The organism is Streptomyces sp. NPDC110618, from assembly GCF_055657065.1.
In genome coordinates, this window is record NZ_JBVKBN010000015.1 from 72,221 (window position 1) to 90,542 (window position 18,322).

The window sequence follows — 18,322 nt, forward strand, 5'->3', positions numbered from 1 at the left end:
GTGTTGCCGCGCCACGCCGGTGTCCCGAAATTCCCCCGGTCTTGGCACAACCGCCGCTTTCTCGCTCCCCGGCGGCCCCCGGCGTCGTACGCTCCGTGCCAGAAGCACCCCACGTGACGTAAAGGCGGCACGAAAAGACATGGTCAGCAGCGAGTACGAGGGCAGGATCGCCGCCCGGTTCGCCACCTTCGACCAGGACGGCAACGGCTATATCGACCGTGCCGACTTCAACGCGGCCGCCAAGGCCGTGCTGGCGGAGTTCGGCACGGCGGCCCGGTCCGACAAGGGGCAGGCGCTGTACGGCGGCGCCGAGGCGTTCTGGCAGGGCATGGCCGGCATAGCGGACCGGGACGGCGACCAGCGCATCACGCGGGACGAGTTCGTGGGCGGCGCGGTCAAGCGGCTGCGCGACAACCCCGACCGGTTCGCCGAGATCGCCCGTCCCTTCCTGCACGCGGCCCTGGCCGTGGCCGACTCCGACGGCGACGGAGCGGCGACGGTGGCCGAAACCGTACGGGTGCTGACCGCCCTGGGCGTGAAGGCGGACGTCGCCGAGGCGGCCGCCGCCACACTCGACGCCGACCACGACGGCCGGGTGGAGGAGTCCGAGGTCGTGACCGCCTTCGCCCGCTACTTCACCGTCCCCGAGTAGCGCTCCCTCAGCTTGTACTTGAGCACCTTGCGCAGGGTGTCGTTGCGCGGCAGGGCGTCCACCACCTCCAGTTGCTCCGGCAGCTTGTGCACGGACAGCCCTGCCTCGCGCAGATACGCGGTGACCTGAGCGAGGCTCAACCCGGCCGCCCCCGGCGGCTGTTCCACCACGGCGCAGACGCGCTCCCCGCGCTCGGGATCGGGCAGCCCGATGACGGCCGCGTCCGCGACCGCGGGGTGCGTGTGCAGCAGGTCCTCGATCTCCTTGGCGGAGATGTTCTCGCCCTTGCGGATGATCACGTCCTTCAGCCGCCCGGTGAGCACCAGATGCCCGGTCTCGGTGAGCCGTCCCAGGTCACCGGTGCGCAGGAAGCCGTCCTCGTCGAAGGCCTCCGCGGTCTGCGCCGGGTCCAGATAGCCGCGGCACACCGCCTCCCCGCGCAGCCGGACCTCCCCGTCCACGATCCGGATCTCCATGCCCTCGGGCGGCCGCCCCTCGGTGGTGGCGAGCAGTTCCGGGGCGTCGTCCGGGTCGCCCATGGTGATCATCGGCACCTCGGTCATGCCGTACCCGTGGGTGAGCTGCACGCCCATCTCCCGTACGACCGCGTGATACAGCTCCGGAGGCTTCGGTGCCCCGCCGCCCGCCAGCAGCCGCAGCGTCGGAACCACTTTCTCCTCGGGCCGCTTGCGCTGCTCGGCGAGGAACATCGAGTAGAACGCTGTCGACCCGCCCGCCAGCGTGACCCCGTGCCGTCGGTACTCCGCCAGCGCCCCGGGGAACGCGAACTGCTCGAACAGCACGGCCGGGAAGCCGTACAGCAGCAGCATCACCATGTAGTCGGGGCCGCCTATGTGGGCGTACGGGAAGGCGATCGAGCCGACGTCGGCGCCGCTCGGGCGCAGGGCGTGGGCGAGGCAGGAGCCGCCCGCGATCAGCGAACGGTCGGTGTGCAGCACGCCCTTGGGGTCGGAGGTGGTGCCCGAGGTCCAGTAGATCCAGCGCACCGAGGTGCCCTCGTCGGGCGGGGCGGGCAGGGCCGCCGGATCGCCGTCCGGGAGTTCGTCGTACGCCTCGAAGACGCCCTTCGCGCCGAGCCGCCGGGCCATCCCGGTGTGGTCGAAGCCGCGCCAGGTGCCGGGGACTGCGAAGTACTCGGCCCTGGACTCGCGCAGTGCGAAGCCGACCTCGCGGTCCCGGTAGAAGGGGATGACGGGGGACTGCACGGCGCCGAGGCGGGCGAGGGCGAAGGAGAGCAGGACCGTCTCGATACGGGTGGGCAGTTGCCAGGCGACGACCGTGCCGGGGCGGACGCCCATGCCGTACAGGCCGGCCGCCACGCGCTCGGCACGCGCGCGTACCTCGCCGAAGCTCAAGGAGCGGTCCTCCTGGAGCAGCAGCGGGCGGTCCGGGGTGCGGGCGGCGCGGCCCTCCAGCAGCTCCCACAGGGTCCGGGCGGAACTCAGGACGCGTGCGGTGTCGGTCACGGTGACGACCCCCTTTGCTGACGATGCGTCAGATCTGGGGAGAGCGTAGGGTGCACCGCCTTGTCGGTCCAGAGGCGCGGGGCTAGCCTGAGGCCGGAGCTGACGGTTCGTCAGATTGGGGGCCGGTGCATGGACCTCGCGTACACGCCCGAGGAGGAGGAGTTCCGGGCCCGCCTGCGCAAGTGGCTCGGCGAGGCACTGCCCACCCTGCCCCCGCCGCCCGACCCCGCCGACTGGCCCGCCCGGCGCGCCTATGACCTCGGCTGGCAGCGCATGCTCCACGACGCCGGGTACGCCGATGTGCACTGGGACGCCCCGCCGGGCATCCGCCTGGTCTACCTGGAGGAGACCGAACGCGCGGGCGCCCCCTACGTCGGCGCCAACTTCGTCGGACTCCTGCACGCGGGGCCCACGATCGCCGCCGAGGGCACCGAGGAGCAGCGCGCGCGCTGGCTGCCGCCGATCCTGCGCGGCGAGGAGGTCTGGTGCCAGGGCTTCAGCGAACCCGGCGCCGGCTCCGACCTCGCGTCGCTGCGCACGCGCGCGTGGCGTGACGGCGACCACTATGTGGTGAGCGGTTCCAAGATCTGGACCTCGCACGCCGAAGTCGCCGACTGGTGCGAACTGTTGGTGCGCACCGACCCCGACGCCCCCAAGCACCGCGGCATCACCTGGCTCGCCCTGCGCATGGACGCCCCCGGCGTCACCGTACGGCCGCTGCGCACGCTCGCCGGGTCCACCGAGTTCGCCGAGGTGTTCCTCGACGAGGTGCGGGTGCCGGTCGCCCACCGGGTCGGCGCCGAGAACGACGGCTGGCGGGTGACGATGGTGACCCTCTCCTTCGAACGCGGCACCGCCTTCGCCGGCGAGGTCGTCGCCTGCCGCCGGGTGCTGCGCGAACTCGCCGCCGAGGCCCGCGCCAACGGCCGCTGGGACGACCCGGCGCTGCGGCGCGGGCTCGGCCGCCTCAACGCCGAGTTCCGCGCGCTGTGGCGGCTGATCCAGTGGAACGTCAGCGAGGCCGACGCGGGCGGCGTGCCGGGGGTGGGCGGTTCGGTGTTCAAACTGCGCTACTCGCACGCCCGCCAGGACCTCTACGACACCGCCGCCGACGTCCTCGGCCCCGACGCCCTCGACCTCGGCCGGGGCTGGGTGCTGGACCGGCTCTCGTCGCTGTCCTACACCATCGCGGCCGGGACCTCGCAGATCCAGCGGAACATCGTGGCCGAGCGGATCCTCGGCCTGCCGAAGGGGCGGTGAGCATGCGGTTCCGACTGAGCGGGGAGCAGCGGGCGTTGCGGGCGGGCATGCGGGAGCTGCTGGAGCGCCGGTTCGACGCCGACGCCCTGCGGGCCGCACGGGACGCGCCGCGCCTGGACCGGGGGCTGTGGCGGGAGCTGGGGGAGGCGGGGTTCTTCGCGCTGCGGCTGCCCGAGGCGGACGGCGGGGTCGGACTGGGGCTGCCGGAGGCCGTGTTGCTGTTCGAGGAGGCGGGCCGGGCCCTGCTGCCGGGGCCCCTCGCCGCCACCCATCTCGCCGCCGGTACGGTACCGGGCGCGGCGACCGGGGAGACGGTCGTGACCGCCGTGGACGGCGCCCTGGTGGAGTGGCTGGACGAGGCGGACGTGGTGCGCGGCGCGACGGCAGGCGCTCTCCCTCTCAGGTCCGTCGACCCGCTGACGCCGCTTCACCGCCTCCCGCACGCGCCGTCCGCGCCCCCCGACCCGCTCGCCGTCCTGCTCACCGCCGCCGAGCAGCTGGGCACCGCCACACGCGCGTGCGAACTCGCCGCGCAACACGCCCGGACCCGTGAACAGTTCGGCCGGCCGGTCGGCGCCTTCCAGGCGGTCAAGCACCTGTGCGCCGACCTGCTGGTCCGCGCGGAGACGGCCCGCGCCGCCGTCTATGCCGCCGCCGTGACCGGGGACATGGCCGATATCGCCGCCGCCCGGCTGCTCGCCGACGAGGCCGCCGTGCGCGGCGCCCGTGACTGCCTCCAAGTGCACGGCGGAATGGGCTTCACCTGGGAGTGCGAGGTGCATCTGCACCTCAAGCGGGCCTGGGTCCGGGCGCGCCGTGGTGGCGGCGGCACGCAGAGTGAGGAGCGCCTCGCCGCCGAACTCGTCGCCTGAGACGTCCTGAACCGCTCCTGGGCTGCGGATTGCGTCCGAACGCGCGCGTGAATGTCGCGGATTGTGGCATACCGGAACTACGGAGCGTTGATATCGGGTTGTGTCCTAGGTGTGACTCGTCACGTCCTGGAGTCGGCGTTCCGCTCCGGTACCTTGTGTGGGATGCGAGTGGTTCCGAGCACGAGCCATGCCGGAGTGGCCCTTGAGGCGGCTCCGGATCCGGCGGTGCGCGCCGGTTCTCGCAGGGTGGGCGCGGTTTTCTCCCCCGCCTGTTCGACTCCCCGTCAAGTGCGTCGCACAGTATCCCGCAGGGGTAATCCTTCGCGCTGGAATATGCCCGAAGCGCTTGTTGGGGTGACTGTACGTCAACCATGCTTTCCCGTACGGGATTCACGTTCCGTGACCCTGGCTCCGGCCATTGTTCTGGTCATGCAAAAAATGGCTACGATCGTGGCCCTCGTGAGGCGCGGGGCTATGAGTCCGCCGGTTCGGATGGTGTGAGCGGTGCAGGTGCTTCAAGTGCAGCTGGAGATCCGGCCCGACCCCGCTGAGGTGGGGCGAGCCCGGCGGTGGGCCCGCTCGCGGCTCGCCGGGTCCGCGATAGGGGCCGACGAGTCACTGTCGGAGACGCTGATCCTGCTCGTGTCCGAACTGGTCACCAATGCCGTGGTGCACACCGGCTGTCCGGCCGTGCTGCGGCTGTTCCTGCCCGGCGCGGCGGCCGGCGCCGAGTCGGTGACCGTGCGCGTGGAGGTCGCGGACGCCAGCGGGCGGGCCCCGGTGCCGCGTTGCGCGGGCGGCGGGGAGACGGGCGGGCGGGGCCTCGCCCTTGTCGACGGACTCGCCGACCGCTGGGGCTGGATGCCCGAGGGCCCCGGCAAGCGCATCTGGTGCGAACTCGACCGGTGCGCCGAGGGCCGCAGGACCGCCGTGTCCTACGGCGGCGGAACCTTCGAAGGGCTCGCGTACGAGGCGGTGTGACGGCGCCCTGGGGTATGCGGCGGCACCCGCGGGCCGCACGCCCGGAACCCTTGCGCCGGACGCGGTGTGATGCGCCGGGCAATGCTTCACCGTGCGCCTCTGGCAAAGCGGGCATAAGTAATAAATCCTCGACCGGGTGTTGACGGCGCGTGTCCGTTTGATCACGCTTGTGGTCAGCGATTCGCCGCGAGGGGACGACGAGGGCTTCGGTGACGGGGGCCCTCGACGAGTGTGGGTCGCGTTTCGGCGCGGGCCCCCTCAGGGCCGGGGCGGGTGCGCCGGAGTGGGATGGCGGTGCGCGCTTCCGTGCTCGGGGCGGGCAGATCGCGCGCCGCCAGCCGCACTTGACGGCCTTCATCGCCGCTCACAGAACAGCCACCGGTGCCACGGGTGCGCCCGTCGCGCCGACGAACGGCTCCGGCGTCGCCGACAACAGGAAGACGTACCGCCGCTCTCGTCCACAGGCTGTGGACAACTCTTCGAGATTCCAGTTCTGCCCCTGCGGCATCCCCATCTCCACCAGGTCCAGCGCGTGCACCGGCAGCCACAGGCCCTCGATCTCGGGCGGGAACACCTCGAAGGTCAGGGTGTCGTTGGCGACGGCGGCCACATCGCGCGCGTGGAACCACTCCGGCGTACGGACCGACAGACCCGGTGAGGGATAGCCGTACCCGTGCCGGTCCCCGGCCAGGAGGACCCGCATCTGCCCGGTGCGCACCAGCACGATGTCACCGGCCCGCACGCGCGTGCCCGCGAACTCCTCGGCGGCCTCCAGGTCCTCGGGCGTGACCGCGTACCCGCCCTCCAGCCGCTCCACGCCGCGCGCGCGTGCCACGTCGAGCAGCACCCCGCGCGAGACGACCGCCCGCGCGGTGGCCATCCCGGAGAAGGCGGCGCCGCCGTGCGCGGTCACCGAGTCGGCGGGGCGGCCGTTGTAGAGCCGGCCGGAGTGCGACACATGCGGAAGCGCGTCCCAATGGGTGCCCGCCTGAAGGCCCATCGTCACGGCGTCGTCGCTGCACGCCACCGTGCCGGGGCCGAAGATCTCCTGGTTGATCTGCACCATCGCGTGCAGCGGATTGATCCGGCCGGGGATCATCCCGGTCTGCACCCCGTCCTGGGAGAGTGGCAGCGCGAGCGGGACGCGCCGGCCGCTGCGCACACAGGCCGCCGCCTCGCGGACGACCCCGTCGGTGATCAGGTTCAGGGTGCCCAGTTCGTCGTCCGCACCCCAACGGCCCCAGTTGTTCACGCGCTTGGCGATGTCATGGAACGCGTCCGGCAGTGACATCGGTGCCTCCCCGGGGCTTGTCTCCGACTGTCCGGCGGGACATAAAATCTAACGGTCCGTCAGAAACCGCGGGAAGGGGCCGGGCGTGGGGAACTTCTTGGCAGGCAAGGCGGTCGTGGTGACCGGCGCGGGCCGGGGCATCGGCCGGGCGGTGGCGCTGGCGGCGGCGGCCGAGGGCGCGCGGGTCGTCGTCAACGACTACGGCGTCGCGGTGGACGGCGGGTCCCCGACGAGCGAGGTCGCCGAGTCCGTGGTCAAGGAGATCGAGGCCGCCGGGGGCGAGGCGGTGGCGGTCGCCGACGACATCTCCACCATGGCGGGCGGCCAGCGGGTCGTGGACGTCGCGCTGTCCTCGTACGGGCGGCTCGACGGGGTCGTGTGCGTCGCCGGGATCCTGCGCGAGCGGATGCTGTTCAACATGACCGAGGAGGAGTGGGACCCGGTCGTCGCCACCCACCTCAAGGGCACCTTCACCGTGTTCCGGGCCGCCTCCGCGGTGATGCGGTCCCAGCGCTCCGGCACCCTGATCGGCTTCACCAGCGGCAACCACCAGGGCTCGTACTCGCAGGCCAACTACAGCGCCGCCAAGGGCGGGATCATCTCCCTGGTGCGCAGCGCCGCGCTGGGCCTCCACAAGTACGGGGTGACCGCCAACGCGGTCGCGCCCGTCGCCCGTACGCGCATGTCGGCGAAGGTGCCCACCGAGCTGACCGAGATCGGGGAACCGGAGGACGTGGCGGCCCTCGTCGTCTACCTGCTCTCCGACCGCGCCAAGGACCAGGGCATCACCGGGCAGGTGTACACCCTCGCCGGGCCCAAGCTCGCCGTCTGGGCCCAGCCCAGGGAACTGCGCGCCGCATACGCCGAGGGGGCCTGGACGCCCGAGCGGATCGCCGAGTTCCTGCCGGGGACGGTGGGCGTGGACCCGATGCCGCTGCTCAGGCCGCCGAACGCCTCGTAGCGCCCATTTTCCGCGGAGGAGACGCTCATGGACTTCGGATTCAGCGCCGAGGACGAGGAGTTCCGCGCGCAGGCCAGGGACTGGCTCGCCGCGCACGCCGACCCCGGGCAGGACCGCCGGGCCTGGGAGCGCGTCCTCGGGGCGGCCGGATGGATCGGGCTCTCCTGGGGCGAGAGCGGCTACGGCAACCGCACCGCCACCCTCACCCAACAGGTCGCCTGGGCCGAGGAGTACGCCCGCTCCGGCGCGCCCCCGCGCTCCGGCCACATCGGGGAGAAACTGCTCGCACCCACCCTCCTCGCCCACGGCACCGCCGAGCAGAAGGCCCGCTTCCTGCCCCCGGTGGCCGCCGGTGAGGAACTGTGGTGCCAGGGCTACAGCGAGCCCGGCGCGGGTTCCGACCTGGCCGCCGTACGCACCAGCGCCGCCCGGGACTCCGACGGCACCCTGCGGGTCACCGGGCAGAAGATCTGGACCTCCCTCGCCCACGAGGCCAACTGGTGCTTCGTGCTGGCCCGCACCGAGCCGGGCTCCCGCCGCCACCAGGGCCTGAGCTTCCTGCTCGTGCCCATGGACCAGCCCGGCCGGATCGAGGTCCGCCCGATCCGCCAGCTCACCGGCACCAGCGACTTCAACGAGGTGTTCTTCGACGGCGCCCACGCACGCGTGGAGCACATCGTCGGCGGCGAGGGCAACGGCTGGCGGGTCGCCATGAGCCTGCTCGGCTTCGAACGCGGGGTGTCCACCCTCGCCCAGCAGATCGGCTTCGCCCGGGAACTGGAACAGGTCGTACGGGCCGCCGTGGAGACCGGCGCCACCGCCGACCCCGTCCTGCGCGAGCGCATCGTGCGCCTGTGGGCCGACCTGCACACCATGCGGTGGAACGCCCTGCGCACGCTCGGCGGCCCGGCCGACCCGGGCGCCGCCTCCGTGGCCAAGCTGCTGTGGTCCGGCTGGCACCAGCGGCTCGGCGAACTGGCGGTGCTGGTGCGCGGGGCGGACGCGGCGGTCGGGCCCCGGGACTGGGACGCGGCGCAGCCGTACGCGCTCGACGCCTCGCAGCACCTGTTCCTCTTCAGCCGGGCCGACACCATCTACGGCGGCTCGGACCAGGTTCAGCGCACGGTCGTCGCCGAGCGGGTGCTCGGTCTGCCCAGGGAGCCCAAGGGGGTTGTGTGATGCGTGGGGTGCTGTTCGACGGGGAGCGGGCCGAGGTCGTGGACGGCCTGGAGGTGCGGGAACCGGGACCGGGTGAGGTGCTGGTCGCGATCGCGGCGGCGGGCCTGTGCCACAGCGACCTGTCCGTGGTCGACGGGACCATTCCCTTCCCCGCGCCCGTGGTGCTCGGGCACGAGGGCGCCGGGGTGGTGGAGGCGGTCGGCGCCGGGGTCACGCATGTCGCGCCCGGGGACCATGTCGCGCTGTCCACGCTCGCCAACTGCGGCGCCTGCCCGGACTGCGACCGGGGGCGGCCGACCATGTGCCGGCAGGCGATCGGGCGGCCGGGGCGGCCGTTCACGCGGGACGGGCGGCCGGTGTTCCAGTTCGCCGCCAACTCCGCCTTCGCGGAGCGGACGGTCGTCAAGGCCGTGCAGGCCGTGCGGATCCCCCGGGAACTTCCGCTGACCTCGGCCGCGTTGATCGGATGCGGGGTGCTGACCGGAGTGGGGGCCGTGCTCAACCGCGCGCGGGTGGACCGCGGGGAGACGGTGGTGGTGATCGGCACCGGGGGCATCGGGCTCAATGTCCTCCAGGGCGCGCGGATCGCGGGCGCCCTGCGCATCGTCGCCGTGGACGCCAACCCGGCCAAGGAGGAGGCCGCCCGGCTCTTCGGCGCCACCGACTTCCTCACGTCTACGGAGGGGGTACGCGACCTCCTGCCCACCGGCGCCGACCACGTCTTCGAATGCGTCGGACGCGTCGAGCTGATCCGCCAGGCCATCGACCTGCTCGACCGGCACGGCCAGGCGATCCTCCTCGGCGTCCCGCCGGCCACCGCCGAGGCCTCCTTCCGGGTCTCCACCCTCTACCTCGACAAGTCCGTCCTGGGCTGCCGCTACGGCTCCTCCCGCCCCCAGCGCGACATCGCCCTGTACGCCGACCTCTACCGCGAGAAGCGGCTGCTCCTCGACGAACTGGTCACCCGCACCTACCCGGTGGAGGACTTCGAGAAGGCGGCCGAGGACGCGGCCGCGGGCAGGGTCGCCCGCGCGGTCCTGACCTTCTGAACGGCCCTGTCGCACCCCTCGGTCCCCTCGGTCGGGGTGCCGCCATGACGAAGCGGGACCGGGACGGGGTGAACCGGCTCTACGGCTGCCCCCCCGTCCCCACCCGTACCCCCTCCGCCCGGAACGTCCGCCGGTACGCCGTCGGGGTCACCCCCAGCGCCGCCTGGAGGTGCTGGCGCATCGACTGTGCCGTGCCGAACCCGGCGTCCCGTGCCACCTGGTCCACCGACAGGTCGGTGGACTCCAGCAGGTGCCGGGCCCGCTCCACCCGCTGCTGGGTGAGCCACTGGCCGGGGCTGATCCCGACCTCCTCGCGGAACCGGCGGGTGAAGGTGCGCACCGACATCGACTCCTGCGCGGCCATGTCCCGCAGCTGGATCGGCTCGTGCAGCCTGCCCAGCGCCCACGCGCGCGCCGTGGTCGTCGTCGACGCCTGCGGATCGGGCACCGGGCGGTGGATGTACTGCGCCTGCCCGCCGTCGCGGTGCGGCGGTACGACCGTACGGCGGGCGATCTCGTTGGCGACCGCGGTGCCGTGGTCGCGGCGGACCATGTGCAGGCACAGGTCGATCCCGGCGGCGACGCCCGCCGAGGTGAGCACGTCGCCGTCATCGATGAACAGCACATCGGGGTCCACGTCGACGGCCGGGAACAGCCGCTGCAGATGGTCGGTCTCCGCCCAGTGCGTGGTGGCGCGGCGCCCGTCGAGATACCCGGCGGCGGCGAGCACGAAGACGCCGGTGCAGATGGAGGCGAGCCGGGTGCCGGGGCGGATGTGGGCCAGCGCGGCGGCCAGTTCCTCGGTGAGCACGCCCTCCTCGAAGACCGGGCCGAGCTCGTAGGAGGCCGGGACGATCACCGTGTCGGCGGTGGCCAGCAGCTCGGGGCCGTGCTCGACCATGACCGCGAAGTCGGCGTCCGTGGCGACCGGGCCGGGCGGGCGGACGGAGCAGGTCAGCACCTCGTACAGCGGCCGGCCCGCGCGGTCCTTGGGGCGGCCGAAGATACGGTGCGGGATGCCCAGCTCGAAGGGGAGCAGACCGTCGAGGGCCAGGACGACGACCCGGTGCGGGCGGAACGCGGACGGCTCTGGGACATGGCTCATGGCCCGATCCTAACGAAGGCTGTCCCTCGGGCCACTCGTTGATCGCGCAATCAGCCGCGATCCTCGATCCGTGACCGAGACAATCCAGGCCGCGACCAGCGCGGAGGACAACCGGAACCGACCCGGGCGCCGCATTCACCGGGCCTGGTTCGTCGCCGCCGTCACCTTCGTGACGATCATCGGCGCCGCCGCCTTCCGCTCCCTGCCGGGGCTGCTGATCGACCCGCTGCACGAGGAGTTCGACTGGTCGCGCGGCACGATCGGCGCCGCCGTCTCCGTCAACCTCGCCCTCTACGGGCTGACCGCGCCCTTTGCGGCGGCGCTGATGGACCGCTTCGGCATCCGCAAGGTGGTGGCGGTCGCGCTGAGCGTGATCGCGCTCGGTTCGGGTGCGACGTACTGGATGACCGCGGCCTGGCAGCTGATGCTGTGCTGGGGTCTGCTGGTGGGCCTGGGCAGCGGCTCCATGGCGCTGGCCTTCGCGGCGACCGTCACCAACCGCTGGTTCGCCGAGCGCCGGGGCCTGGTCACCGGCATCCTCACCGCCGCCTCGGCCTCCGGCCAGCTGATCTTCCTGCCGCTGCTGTCCTGGATCGTCGCCGAGCACGACTGGCGCCCGGCCGCCGTCACGGTCGCCCTGGCCGCCCTCGCGGTCGTGCCCTTCGTCTGGCTGCTGCTGCGCGACCACCCGGCCGACGTGGGCCTCAAGCCGTACGGCGCGGCCGAGTTCGTGCCCAAGCCGCCGCCCGCGACCGGCGCCGCCCGCCGCGCCGTGAAGGTCCTCTTCGACGCCGCCCGCACCGGCCCCTTCTGGCTGCTGGCCGGCACCTTCGCGATCTGCGGCGCCTCCACCAACGGCCTGATCCAGACCCACTTCGTGCCCGCCGCCCACGACCACCACATGCCGGTGCAGGCCGCCGCCTCACTGCTCGCCGTGATCGGTGTGTTCGACGTCGTCGGCACGATCGCCTCCGGCTGGTTCACCGACCGCTACGAGGCGCGCAGGCTGCTCGCCGTGTACTACGCCCTGCGCGGGATCTCGCTGCTGTTCCTGCCGATGCTGCTCGCGCCGAGCGTGCGCCCGCCGATGGTCTTCTTCATCGTCTTCTACGGCCTGGACTGGGTCGCCACCGTCCCGCCCACCGTCGCCCTGTGCCGGGAGCACTACGGCGAGGACAGCGCGATCGTCTTCGGCTGGGTCCTCGCCTCCCACCAGGTGGGCGCCGCTCTCGTGGCCTTCCTCGGCGGCGTCGCCCGGGACGCCTTCGGCTCCTACGACGTCGTCTGGTACGCCTCGGGCGCGCTGTGCGCGGCGGCGGCGCTGATGTCCCTGGTCATCCGCAGACGCCCGGCCACCGCGCCGACGCTCGCCTAGCCGTGCCGTGTGCTGACTAGCGGGTGGTGTTACGCATCCGGCGGACCGTCAGGACCAGCAGGGCGCCCAGAGCCGCGGCGGCGGCCGCCGCTCCCGCCAGGAGCCCGGTGCCGTCGGTGCCGGTGCTCGCCAGGTTGCCGGTCGTCCCGGTCGTCCCGGTCGTGCCCGTGGTCCCGGCCGTTGTGCTGGGCGACGGGGTGGCGGCGCCGCCCTGGCCGTCGGGGTCGTTGCCGCCGTCGCCCGGGGTGGTCGGGGCGGGGGTGCTGGGCGTCGGGCTCGGCTCCGGCTCGTAGTCGCTCGGGGTGTCGATGACGATCGGCGCCGTGTTGTTGGCGAGGTTGCGGTCGTAGGCGGGCGTGATGTTGTAGACCGAGCTCGCCCGCACCTCGCCCTTCGGGTCCACGGCGTCCTTGTCGATCTTCAGCGAGAAGGTGTAGAGGTGCCTCTCGCCCACGTCGAGCGTGGCGTCGTCCTTGGGCCAGCAGACGTACTTCGCCCGGCCCAGCAGGGGCCCGCCGGTGGGGCCGTCGATACGGAAGGGCGAGCAGTCCTTGGGGACCTGGGTCGTGGTCGTGCCCGGCGGGATGGTCACCACCACGCCGGGCAGGTCGTCGCTGACCTGGTTCTGGATCCAGCCGGGGCCGTCGTTGCGCAGCTCCACCGTGACCGACTGCCCGTCGCCCGCGAGCCCTTCGGTCTCCTCGCCCACCGCCACCAGGTCGGCCCAGCTGTCGGCCTTCAGGGTCAGCCGCCGGTAAGCCTCGGAGAAGCCCGTGCCGGGTGCCTCGCCGGTCGCGGTGGTGCCGTACTCGACGGCCTCCATCAGGGCGTGCGGCAGGGCCTTGAAGCGCACCGGCACGGTGAGCGTGGCGCCCGGCTCGACGACCGTGTCCAGTTCGCACAGAGCCTGGCGGACCTGGTCGCCGACGGTGGAGTACGTGCAGTTCTCGGCCTGCTCCGGGAAGTCCAGACCGCGGGTGAGCCGGATCCGGAAGGTGACGCCGTCGGCGGGAGCGGTGCCGTTGTTGGTGACGGTGACCTGCTGGTCGTAGAGCTCTCCCGGCTTCGGCGAGGCGGTCGGCAGGGTCGAGACGGTCAGCTCGGGCGCGGTCTCCTCGGCGTGCGCCGCGGGGGCGACTGCTGCGGGCACGGCGGCGGCGAACGCGGCAGCGGCCACGACGGCCGACGAACGGCGCAGATACTGGCGCACGGGAACTCCTCGATGGGCTTCGGCAGGACCGGAACGGCTGCTCACTTCACCGGTCATGTCCTGGACTCATCAAGGGCGCCGAGGGTTGTACAACCGGGCCGCGCTAGAGGAACCGGCCCCGGTGGAAGAGCAGCGGGGCCGCGTCCGTCTCGTCCGTGCCGAGGGCGGCGACCCTGCCCACCACGATGAGATGGTCGCCGCCGGTGTGGACGGCGTGGATCGCGCAGTCCACCCAGGCCAGGGCGCCGGCCAGGCGCGGGGCGCCGGACACCGGTGCCGTGTCGAAGGCGACCCCGGCGAACTTGTCCCCGCCGCTGACCGCGAAGCCGCGGCACAGCTCGCCCTGGTCCGCGGCGAGCACGTTGACGCAGAACGCGCCCGCGCGGGCGATGCGCGGCCACGTGGTCGACGTACGGCCGACCATGAAGGCGACCAGGGGCGGGTCGAGGGAGAGGGAGGAGAAGGACTGGCAGGCGAAACCCGCGGGTGAGGTCTCGCCGTCGGCGGCGGCTGCGGTGACAACGGTCACGCCCGTCGCGAAGTTCCCGAGCACCCGGCGGAACTCGGCCTGGCTCACCGGCGCCCGCTCGTCCTCGCCGACACACCGCAGCCGTGGCCGGGGCGGCGGCTCCACGCGCGGGGCGTCGGCCGACCTGAGGTAGCGGACGGCCGCCGCGGCCATCCCTGCGTGTCCCATCACACCGTCCATTGAATCTGACGAAGCGTCAGATTGGAAGGGGTGTACGAGGACACCCGCGACGACCTGCGTACGCTGCGCCCATGACATGGGGGAACCGCCGGCAGACCGGCGAGAACAGCGCCACACGTGAGCTGTACGCGGCAGCCGCGGTGGCGGCGGGACAGCTGCCGCCGCTCTGGCTGGCCCTGTGGATCGCGGAACAGTCCGGCGACAACTACGGCCGCGGGATCAACTCGATGGGCATCGCCTGCGTGCTCGTCTTCGCCCCCCTGGTGCTGCCCGTGATCGGGCTCGTCCAGGCCCTGATCCAGACCGTGCCCGCCGGTCACCTGGCCGGGTTCCTCGCGGCACGCGCGCGTGGGCCGCGCCTGGCCTGGCACCTCGTGTGCGCGGTGCTGCTCGGCGTCGGCTGGGCGGCCCTCGCCGCGCTGCCCTGGTACGGGCCCTCGTTCTCCGCCGCCGCGCTGTACTTCGGCGGCCTCGGCATCCTCCCCGTCCTCGCCGTCGGCTACGTCCGCAGGCGGCCTGGCTGGGGGTTCTGGGGCATCTGGTTCCGCTCCGGGCTGGCCTCCTGCGCGGTGTCGGTGCTGGTCGTCGCCGCCGGTCTCGCGGCCACGTTCGGCGGGCTGATCAAGGAGTACGAGCCTCCCCACCTGACCGCCGCGCAGGTCACCGGCGTCTGGCAGGGCGCGGACGGCGCACAGCTGCGGCTGGCGGCGGACGGCGGGGCGCGGCTGACCGCGCTGCCGACCGACCCCGGAGCCGATGCCGGAGCCGATCCCGAGTCCCGGCGCGACTACGTCGTGTGCGAAGGCACCGGCACCTGGGACCTGGAGCGGCAGACCTGGAACGGCCGGGACGGCGTCGCCCTCAGCCTCGACGGTGCCTGCGGGGCGAACACGTTCTGGGTGATCGGCGGCAGCGAGCGCGACCCCGAGCTGTTCGTACTGTTCGGCGACCCGGACGCCGGTGAACTGCGCATCCTGGAGCGTCAGCGGCCCTCGTAGCGGGGGGTTCGCCGCTCCACGAAGCTCGCCACGCCCTCCCGGGCGTCCCGGGTCGTCATGTTGATCTCCTGCGCCGCCGCCTCCGCCGCGAACGCGGTCGCCCGGTCGCTGTCGAGGGAGGCGTTGACGAGCTGCTTGGTCAGGGCGAGGGCCCGGGTCGGACCGGCGGCGAGCCGCTCGGCCCACTCCCGGGCCGTCTTCGCCAACTCCCCGTCCGGGACGACCCGGTTCACCAGCCCCAGCCGCTCGGCGTCCGCCGCCGACAGCGCGTCGCCGAAGAACATCAGCTCCTTGGCCCGCTGCGGCCCGACCAGGCGGGGGAGGAGATAGGCGCCGCCGCCGTCGGGGACGAGCCCGCGGCGGACGAACACCTCGATGAACCGGGCCGATTCGGCGGCCAGGACGAGATCGCAGGCGAGCGCCAGGTGCGCGCCGAGGCCCGCCGCCGTGCCGTTCACGGCGGCGATCACCGGTTTCTCGCAGTCGAGTACGGCGGAGATCAGACGCTGGGCGCCGAGGCGGATGGTGCGGGCGATGTCGCCGGGGGCGGGCTCCCGGGCCGTGTCCGTGTGCGACCCCGCCCGCCGAGCCGGCCCCTCTTCCGCCCCCGCCCGCCGAGCCGGCCCCTGTCCCGCTCCCGCCCGCAGATCCGCCCCCGCGCAGAACGCGCGCCCCGTCCCGGTCAGGACGACCGCCCGGACCGCCGGGTCCGCGGAGGCCTCGGCGAGCAGGGTGACGATGCGTTCGCGCTGGTCGGGGGTGAGGGCGTTGAGGGCGTCGGGGCGGTTGAGGGTGAGATGGGAGACGTGATTGTCAGTGGTGTGCTGTACCAAGGAAGTCACGGAACTTCCGGGCACACGGGGGGAATCGGACATGTCAGCGACACACCACCAACGCGTCCAGCGCCACCGCGCCCTGGCCCTGCCCCAGCACCACCAGCGGGTTGATGTCCAGCTCCGCGAGGTCGTCCCCCAGCTCCAGCGCCATGCGCTGCACGCGCAGGACGACTTCGACGAGCGCGTCCCGGTCCGCGGGGGGCCGCCCCCTGACCCCGTCCAGCAGGGCCCGCCCGCGCAGTTCGTGGAGCATGTCCCGCGCCTGCTCCTCCCCGAAGGGCGGCACGCGTACGGCCGTGTCGCGCAGCACCTCGACGAGCACCCCGCCGAGGCCGACGGTCACGGTGGGCCCGAACAGGTCGTCGTGAGTGAGACCGACGACCATCTCGACGCCCCGCTCGACCATCTGGCAGACCAGGATGCCGTCCAGCGGGACGTCCTCGTAGCGGGCTATGTCGGTCAGCTCCCGGTAGGCGTCGCGGACCTGGCTGGCCGAGGTCAGACCCACCTTGACCAGGCCGAGTTCGGTCTTGTGCGCGATGCGGGCGCCGGAGGCCTTCATCACCACCGGGTAGCCGATCTGGCCGGCCGCCCGGACCGCCGCCGCCGCGCTGGTCACCAGCTGTTCGCGCGGTACGCGGATGCCGTACGCCCGCAGCAGTTGCTTCGCCGCGTGCTCGCTCAGCTGCTGGCCCGGGCGCATCAGTGCCTGCGCCTTGCGGAAGGAGGGCGAGGGGGTGCGCGGGGCGTGGTCGAAGGGGGAGCGGTAGCCGGTGACGAAGCGGTGGTGGTCGAGGTAGGCGCGCACGGCGGTGATGCAGTTGGCGACCGTGCGGAAGGTGGCGACCCGGGAGGAGCCCAGCAGGACCTCGCGGTAGGCGGGTTCGGTGCCCACCGGCGAGCCCCACACCACGCACACCAGCTTGTCGGTGTGCTCGGCCGCGTCGACCAGGTCCCGCACGAGCCGGTCGCTGAGCGGCGGGAAGGGGCCGGTGACGGGGCAGATCAGGACGCCCACGGACGGGTCGGCGAGGATCGCGTCGATGATCTTCCGGCCGCGTTCGTCGCCCACCGGGTGGCCGCCGTTGTCGACGGGGTTGGCGACGCTCAGGTACTCCGGTATCCACTGGTGCAGTTCGGCCTGCTTGGCCTCGGTGAGCACCGGCAGCGGCAGCCCGGCCTCGGTCGCCAGGTCCGCGAAGTGCGCGCCCGTGCCGCCCGAGATCGAATAGACGACGACGCCCTCGGCGCGCGGCGGCCTGGCGCGGGCCAGCAGGGTGGCGGTGTCCTGAAGTTCGTCGAGACCGTCGACGCGGATCACGCCGTACTGCCGCATCGCCGCGTCCACCACCGTGTCCGCGCCGGTCAGCTTGCCGGTGTGGGAGGCGGCGGTGCGGGCGCCGGTCTCGGTACGGCCGACCTTCACCGCGACCACCGGCACCTTGCGGCGGGCGGCGCGGTCGGCGGCGAGCAGGAAGGAGCGGCCGTCCTTCAGGCCCTCCACGTAGCAGGCGATGGCACCGACCTCGGGGCGTTCGGCGAAGTAGGAGAGGAAGTCGGCGGTCTCCAGGTCGGCCTCGTTGCCAGTGGGCGCCCAGTGGGAGAGCCGTACGCCGAGTTCCTGGAGGGCGAAGACCGGGCGGCCCTGGTGTCCCGACTGGGTGATCAGGGCGATCGCCGGTCCGTCGAGGTCGGCGCGGAACTCCTCGAAGGCGTTGAGGTTGGTGTTGGGGCCGAGCAGCCTGAGCCCGGAGCGGCGGACCGCGGCGGTCAGCCGCTCCTGCGCGGCGGCGCCCTCCTCACCGGTCTCGGCGAACCCGGAGGCGAAGGCGACCGCGAACTTCACCTTGGCCTCGGCCAGTTCCTCGATGACCGGGAGGGGGTCGGCGACCAGGAGTACGGCGAGGTCGACCGGTTCGGGCAGGTCGGCGACGGAGGGGGAGCAGGGGATGCCGAAGACGGCCGTGCGGCTCGGGTGCACCGGGTGGAGCCGGGCGCCGACCCGCTCGGACCAGGCGAGCAACTGCCGGGTGACGCCGGTGTTGGGGCGGCCCTCGGCGTCCGAGGCGCCGATCACGGCGACCGCCTCGGGCCGGAAGAAGCGGTCCAGATCGGGTACGTCGGCGTACAGCGGACGGCCGCTGACGTCGAGATCGTCGACCTCGGCCGGCCGGCCGTGGACGGCGGGACCGGGCTGCTCGCCGCAGGCGATGACCCGGGCCCGGCGGGAGTCGGTGGTGAGGGTGCCGTGGGTTGATCCAAGCATCGGTCCGCCCGCTCCTGTTGACAGCGAATAACTGACGCAGTGTCAGATTACTGAACTGACGCGTCGTCAGGAACGGCTGTGCAGGCAAAGT

At 73.0% G+C, this 18,322-nt stretch carries 16 protein-coding genes; 9 read left to right on the forward strand and 7 right to left on the reverse strand.

The genetic code is table 11. The features are described 5' to 3' along the window. Positions 1 to 139 precede the first annotated feature (139 nt). Positions 140 to 652 carry an EF-hand domain-containing protein gene (locus tag ACZ7L7_RS24575; protein WP_285515898.1) on the forward strand — a complete coding sequence of 171 codons (513 nt, stop codon included), beginning with the start codon at positions 140 to 142 and terminating at the stop codon, positions 650 to 652. Here ACZ7L7_RS24575 and ACZ7L7_RS24580 read toward each other — a convergent pair. Continuing rightward, on the reverse strand, positions 631 to 2,139 hold the full coding sequence (locus ACZ7L7_RS24580) for a class I adenylate-forming enzyme family protein (RefSeq protein WP_285515899.1): 1,509 nt from the start codon (positions 2,137 to 2,139) through the stop codon (positions 631 to 633). The two genes, ACZ7L7_RS24575 and ACZ7L7_RS24580, sit on opposite strands and share 22 nt — an antisense overlap. 129 nt (positions 2,140 to 2,268) lie before the next feature. Between ACZ7L7_RS24580 and ACZ7L7_RS24585 the strand changes: the two genes are divergently transcribed. The 3 genes from ACZ7L7_RS24585 (at position 2,269) to ACZ7L7_RS24595 (ending at position 5,252) form a co-directional block, all read left to right on the forward strand. Further along, positions 2,269 to 3,399 (forward strand): acyl-CoA dehydrogenase family protein, encoded by a 1,131-nt coding sequence (locus tag ACZ7L7_RS24585; protein WP_453605534.1) that lies wholly within the window; start codon positions 2,269 to 2,271, stop codon positions 3,397 to 3,399. A gap of 2 nt (positions 3,400 to 3,401) precedes the next feature. Further along, positions 3,402 to 4,271, forward strand: coding sequence for an acyl-CoA dehydrogenase family protein (locus tag ACZ7L7_RS24590; RefSeq protein WP_453605532.1), 870 nt, complete (start codon positions 3,402 to 3,404; stop codon positions 4,269 to 4,271). Positions 4,272 to 4,790: 519 nt separating this feature from the next. After that, positions 4,791 to 5,252: an ATP-binding protein gene (locus ACZ7L7_RS24595; RefSeq protein WP_285515935.1), complete on the forward strand. Its 462-nt coding sequence runs from the start codon at positions 4,791 to 4,793 to the stop codon at positions 5,250 to 5,252. A gap of 364 nt (positions 5,253 to 5,616) precedes the next feature. Here the strand turns inward: ACZ7L7_RS24595 and ACZ7L7_RS24600 are convergent, their stop codons facing one another. Then, on the reverse strand, positions 5,617 to 6,543 hold the full coding sequence (locus tag ACZ7L7_RS24600; protein WP_453607096.1) for a cyclase family protein: 927 nt from the start codon (positions 6,541 to 6,543) through the stop codon (positions 5,617 to 5,619). An 85-nt stretch (positions 6,544 to 6,628) separates the two neighbouring features. Here ACZ7L7_RS24600 and ACZ7L7_RS24605 point away from each other — a divergent pair, with 85 nt between their 5' ends. From ACZ7L7_RS24605 to ACZ7L7_RS24615, 3 genes are read left to right on the forward strand one after another with little or no spacing between them, the layout of a single operon-like run. Then, the gene (locus ACZ7L7_RS24605; RefSeq protein ID WP_285515903.1) at positions 6,629 to 7,504 is read left to right on the forward strand and encodes an SDR family NAD(P)-dependent oxidoreductase; all 876 of its coding nucleotides are present in this window, start codon (positions 6,629 to 6,631) and stop codon (positions 7,502 to 7,504) included. A 27-nt stretch (positions 7,505 to 7,531) separates the two neighbouring features. After that, a complete protein-coding gene (locus tag ACZ7L7_RS24610) occupies positions 7,532 to 8,683 on the forward strand; it encodes an acyl-CoA dehydrogenase family protein (RefSeq protein WP_285515904.1) in 1,152 nt (383 codons plus the stop codon). After that, positions 8,683 to 9,732, forward strand: a complete 1,050-nt coding sequence (locus tag ACZ7L7_RS24615) for a Zn-dependent alcohol dehydrogenase (RefSeq protein ID WP_285515905.1) — start codon at positions 8,683 to 8,685, stop codon at positions 9,730 to 9,732. The genes ACZ7L7_RS24610 and ACZ7L7_RS24615 overlap by 1 nt, the downstream gene beginning before the upstream one ends. 79 nt (positions 9,733 to 9,811) lie before the next feature. Here the strand turns inward: ACZ7L7_RS24615 and ACZ7L7_RS24620 are convergent, their stop codons facing one another. Then, entirely contained in the window at positions 9,812 to 10,837 is a 1,026-nt protein-coding gene (locus ACZ7L7_RS24620) for a GlxA family transcriptional regulator (protein ID WP_453607102.1), read from the reverse strand. A gap of 70 nt (positions 10,838 to 10,907) precedes the next feature. Here ACZ7L7_RS24620 and ACZ7L7_RS24625 point away from each other — a divergent pair, with 70 nt between their 5' ends. Then, complete coding sequence (locus ACZ7L7_RS24625) at positions 10,908 to 12,212, forward strand: MFS transporter (RefSeq protein ID WP_472077137.1); 1,305 nt, start codon at positions 10,908 to 10,910, stop codon at positions 12,210 to 12,212. Positions 12,213 to 12,228: 16 nt separating this feature from the next. On the opposite strand, the gene ACZ7L7_RS24630 is transcribed toward ACZ7L7_RS24625, so the two are convergent. Then, on the reverse strand, positions 12,229 to 13,422 hold the full coding sequence (locus ACZ7L7_RS24630) for a COG1361 family protein (RefSeq protein WP_472077139.1): 1,194 nt from the start codon (positions 13,420 to 13,422) through the stop codon (positions 12,229 to 12,231). Between the two features lie 103 nt (positions 13,423 to 13,525). Next, positions 13,526 to 14,119 (reverse strand): flavin reductase family protein, encoded by a 594-nt coding sequence (locus tag ACZ7L7_RS24635; protein WP_453607105.1) that lies wholly within the window; start codon positions 14,117 to 14,119, stop codon positions 13,526 to 13,528. A gap of 83 nt (positions 14,120 to 14,202) precedes the next feature. On the opposite strand from ACZ7L7_RS24635, the gene ACZ7L7_RS24640 reads away from it, so the two are divergent. After that, a complete protein-coding gene (locus tag ACZ7L7_RS24640; RefSeq protein WP_285515910.1) occupies positions 14,203 to 15,129 on the forward strand; it encodes a YybS family protein in 927 nt (308 codons plus the stop codon). On the opposite strand, the gene ACZ7L7_RS24645 is transcribed toward ACZ7L7_RS24640, so the two are convergent. Together ACZ7L7_RS24645 and ACZ7L7_RS24650 are read right to left on the reverse strand one after the other, a co-directional pair. After that, the gene (locus ACZ7L7_RS24645; RefSeq protein WP_471430764.1) at positions 15,114 to 16,004 is read right to left on the reverse strand and encodes an enoyl-CoA hydratase/isomerase family protein; all 891 of its coding nucleotides are present in this window, start codon (positions 16,002 to 16,004) and stop codon (positions 15,114 to 15,116) included. The two genes, ACZ7L7_RS24640 and ACZ7L7_RS24645, sit on opposite strands and share 16 nt — an antisense overlap. 1 nt (position 16,005) lies before the next feature. Next, the gene (locus tag ACZ7L7_RS24650; protein WP_471592588.1) at positions 16,006 to 18,231 is read right to left on the reverse strand and encodes an acetate--CoA ligase family protein; all 2,226 of its coding nucleotides are present in this window, start codon (positions 18,229 to 18,231) and stop codon (positions 16,006 to 16,008) included. Positions 18,232 to 18,322: the final 91 nt, after the last annotated feature.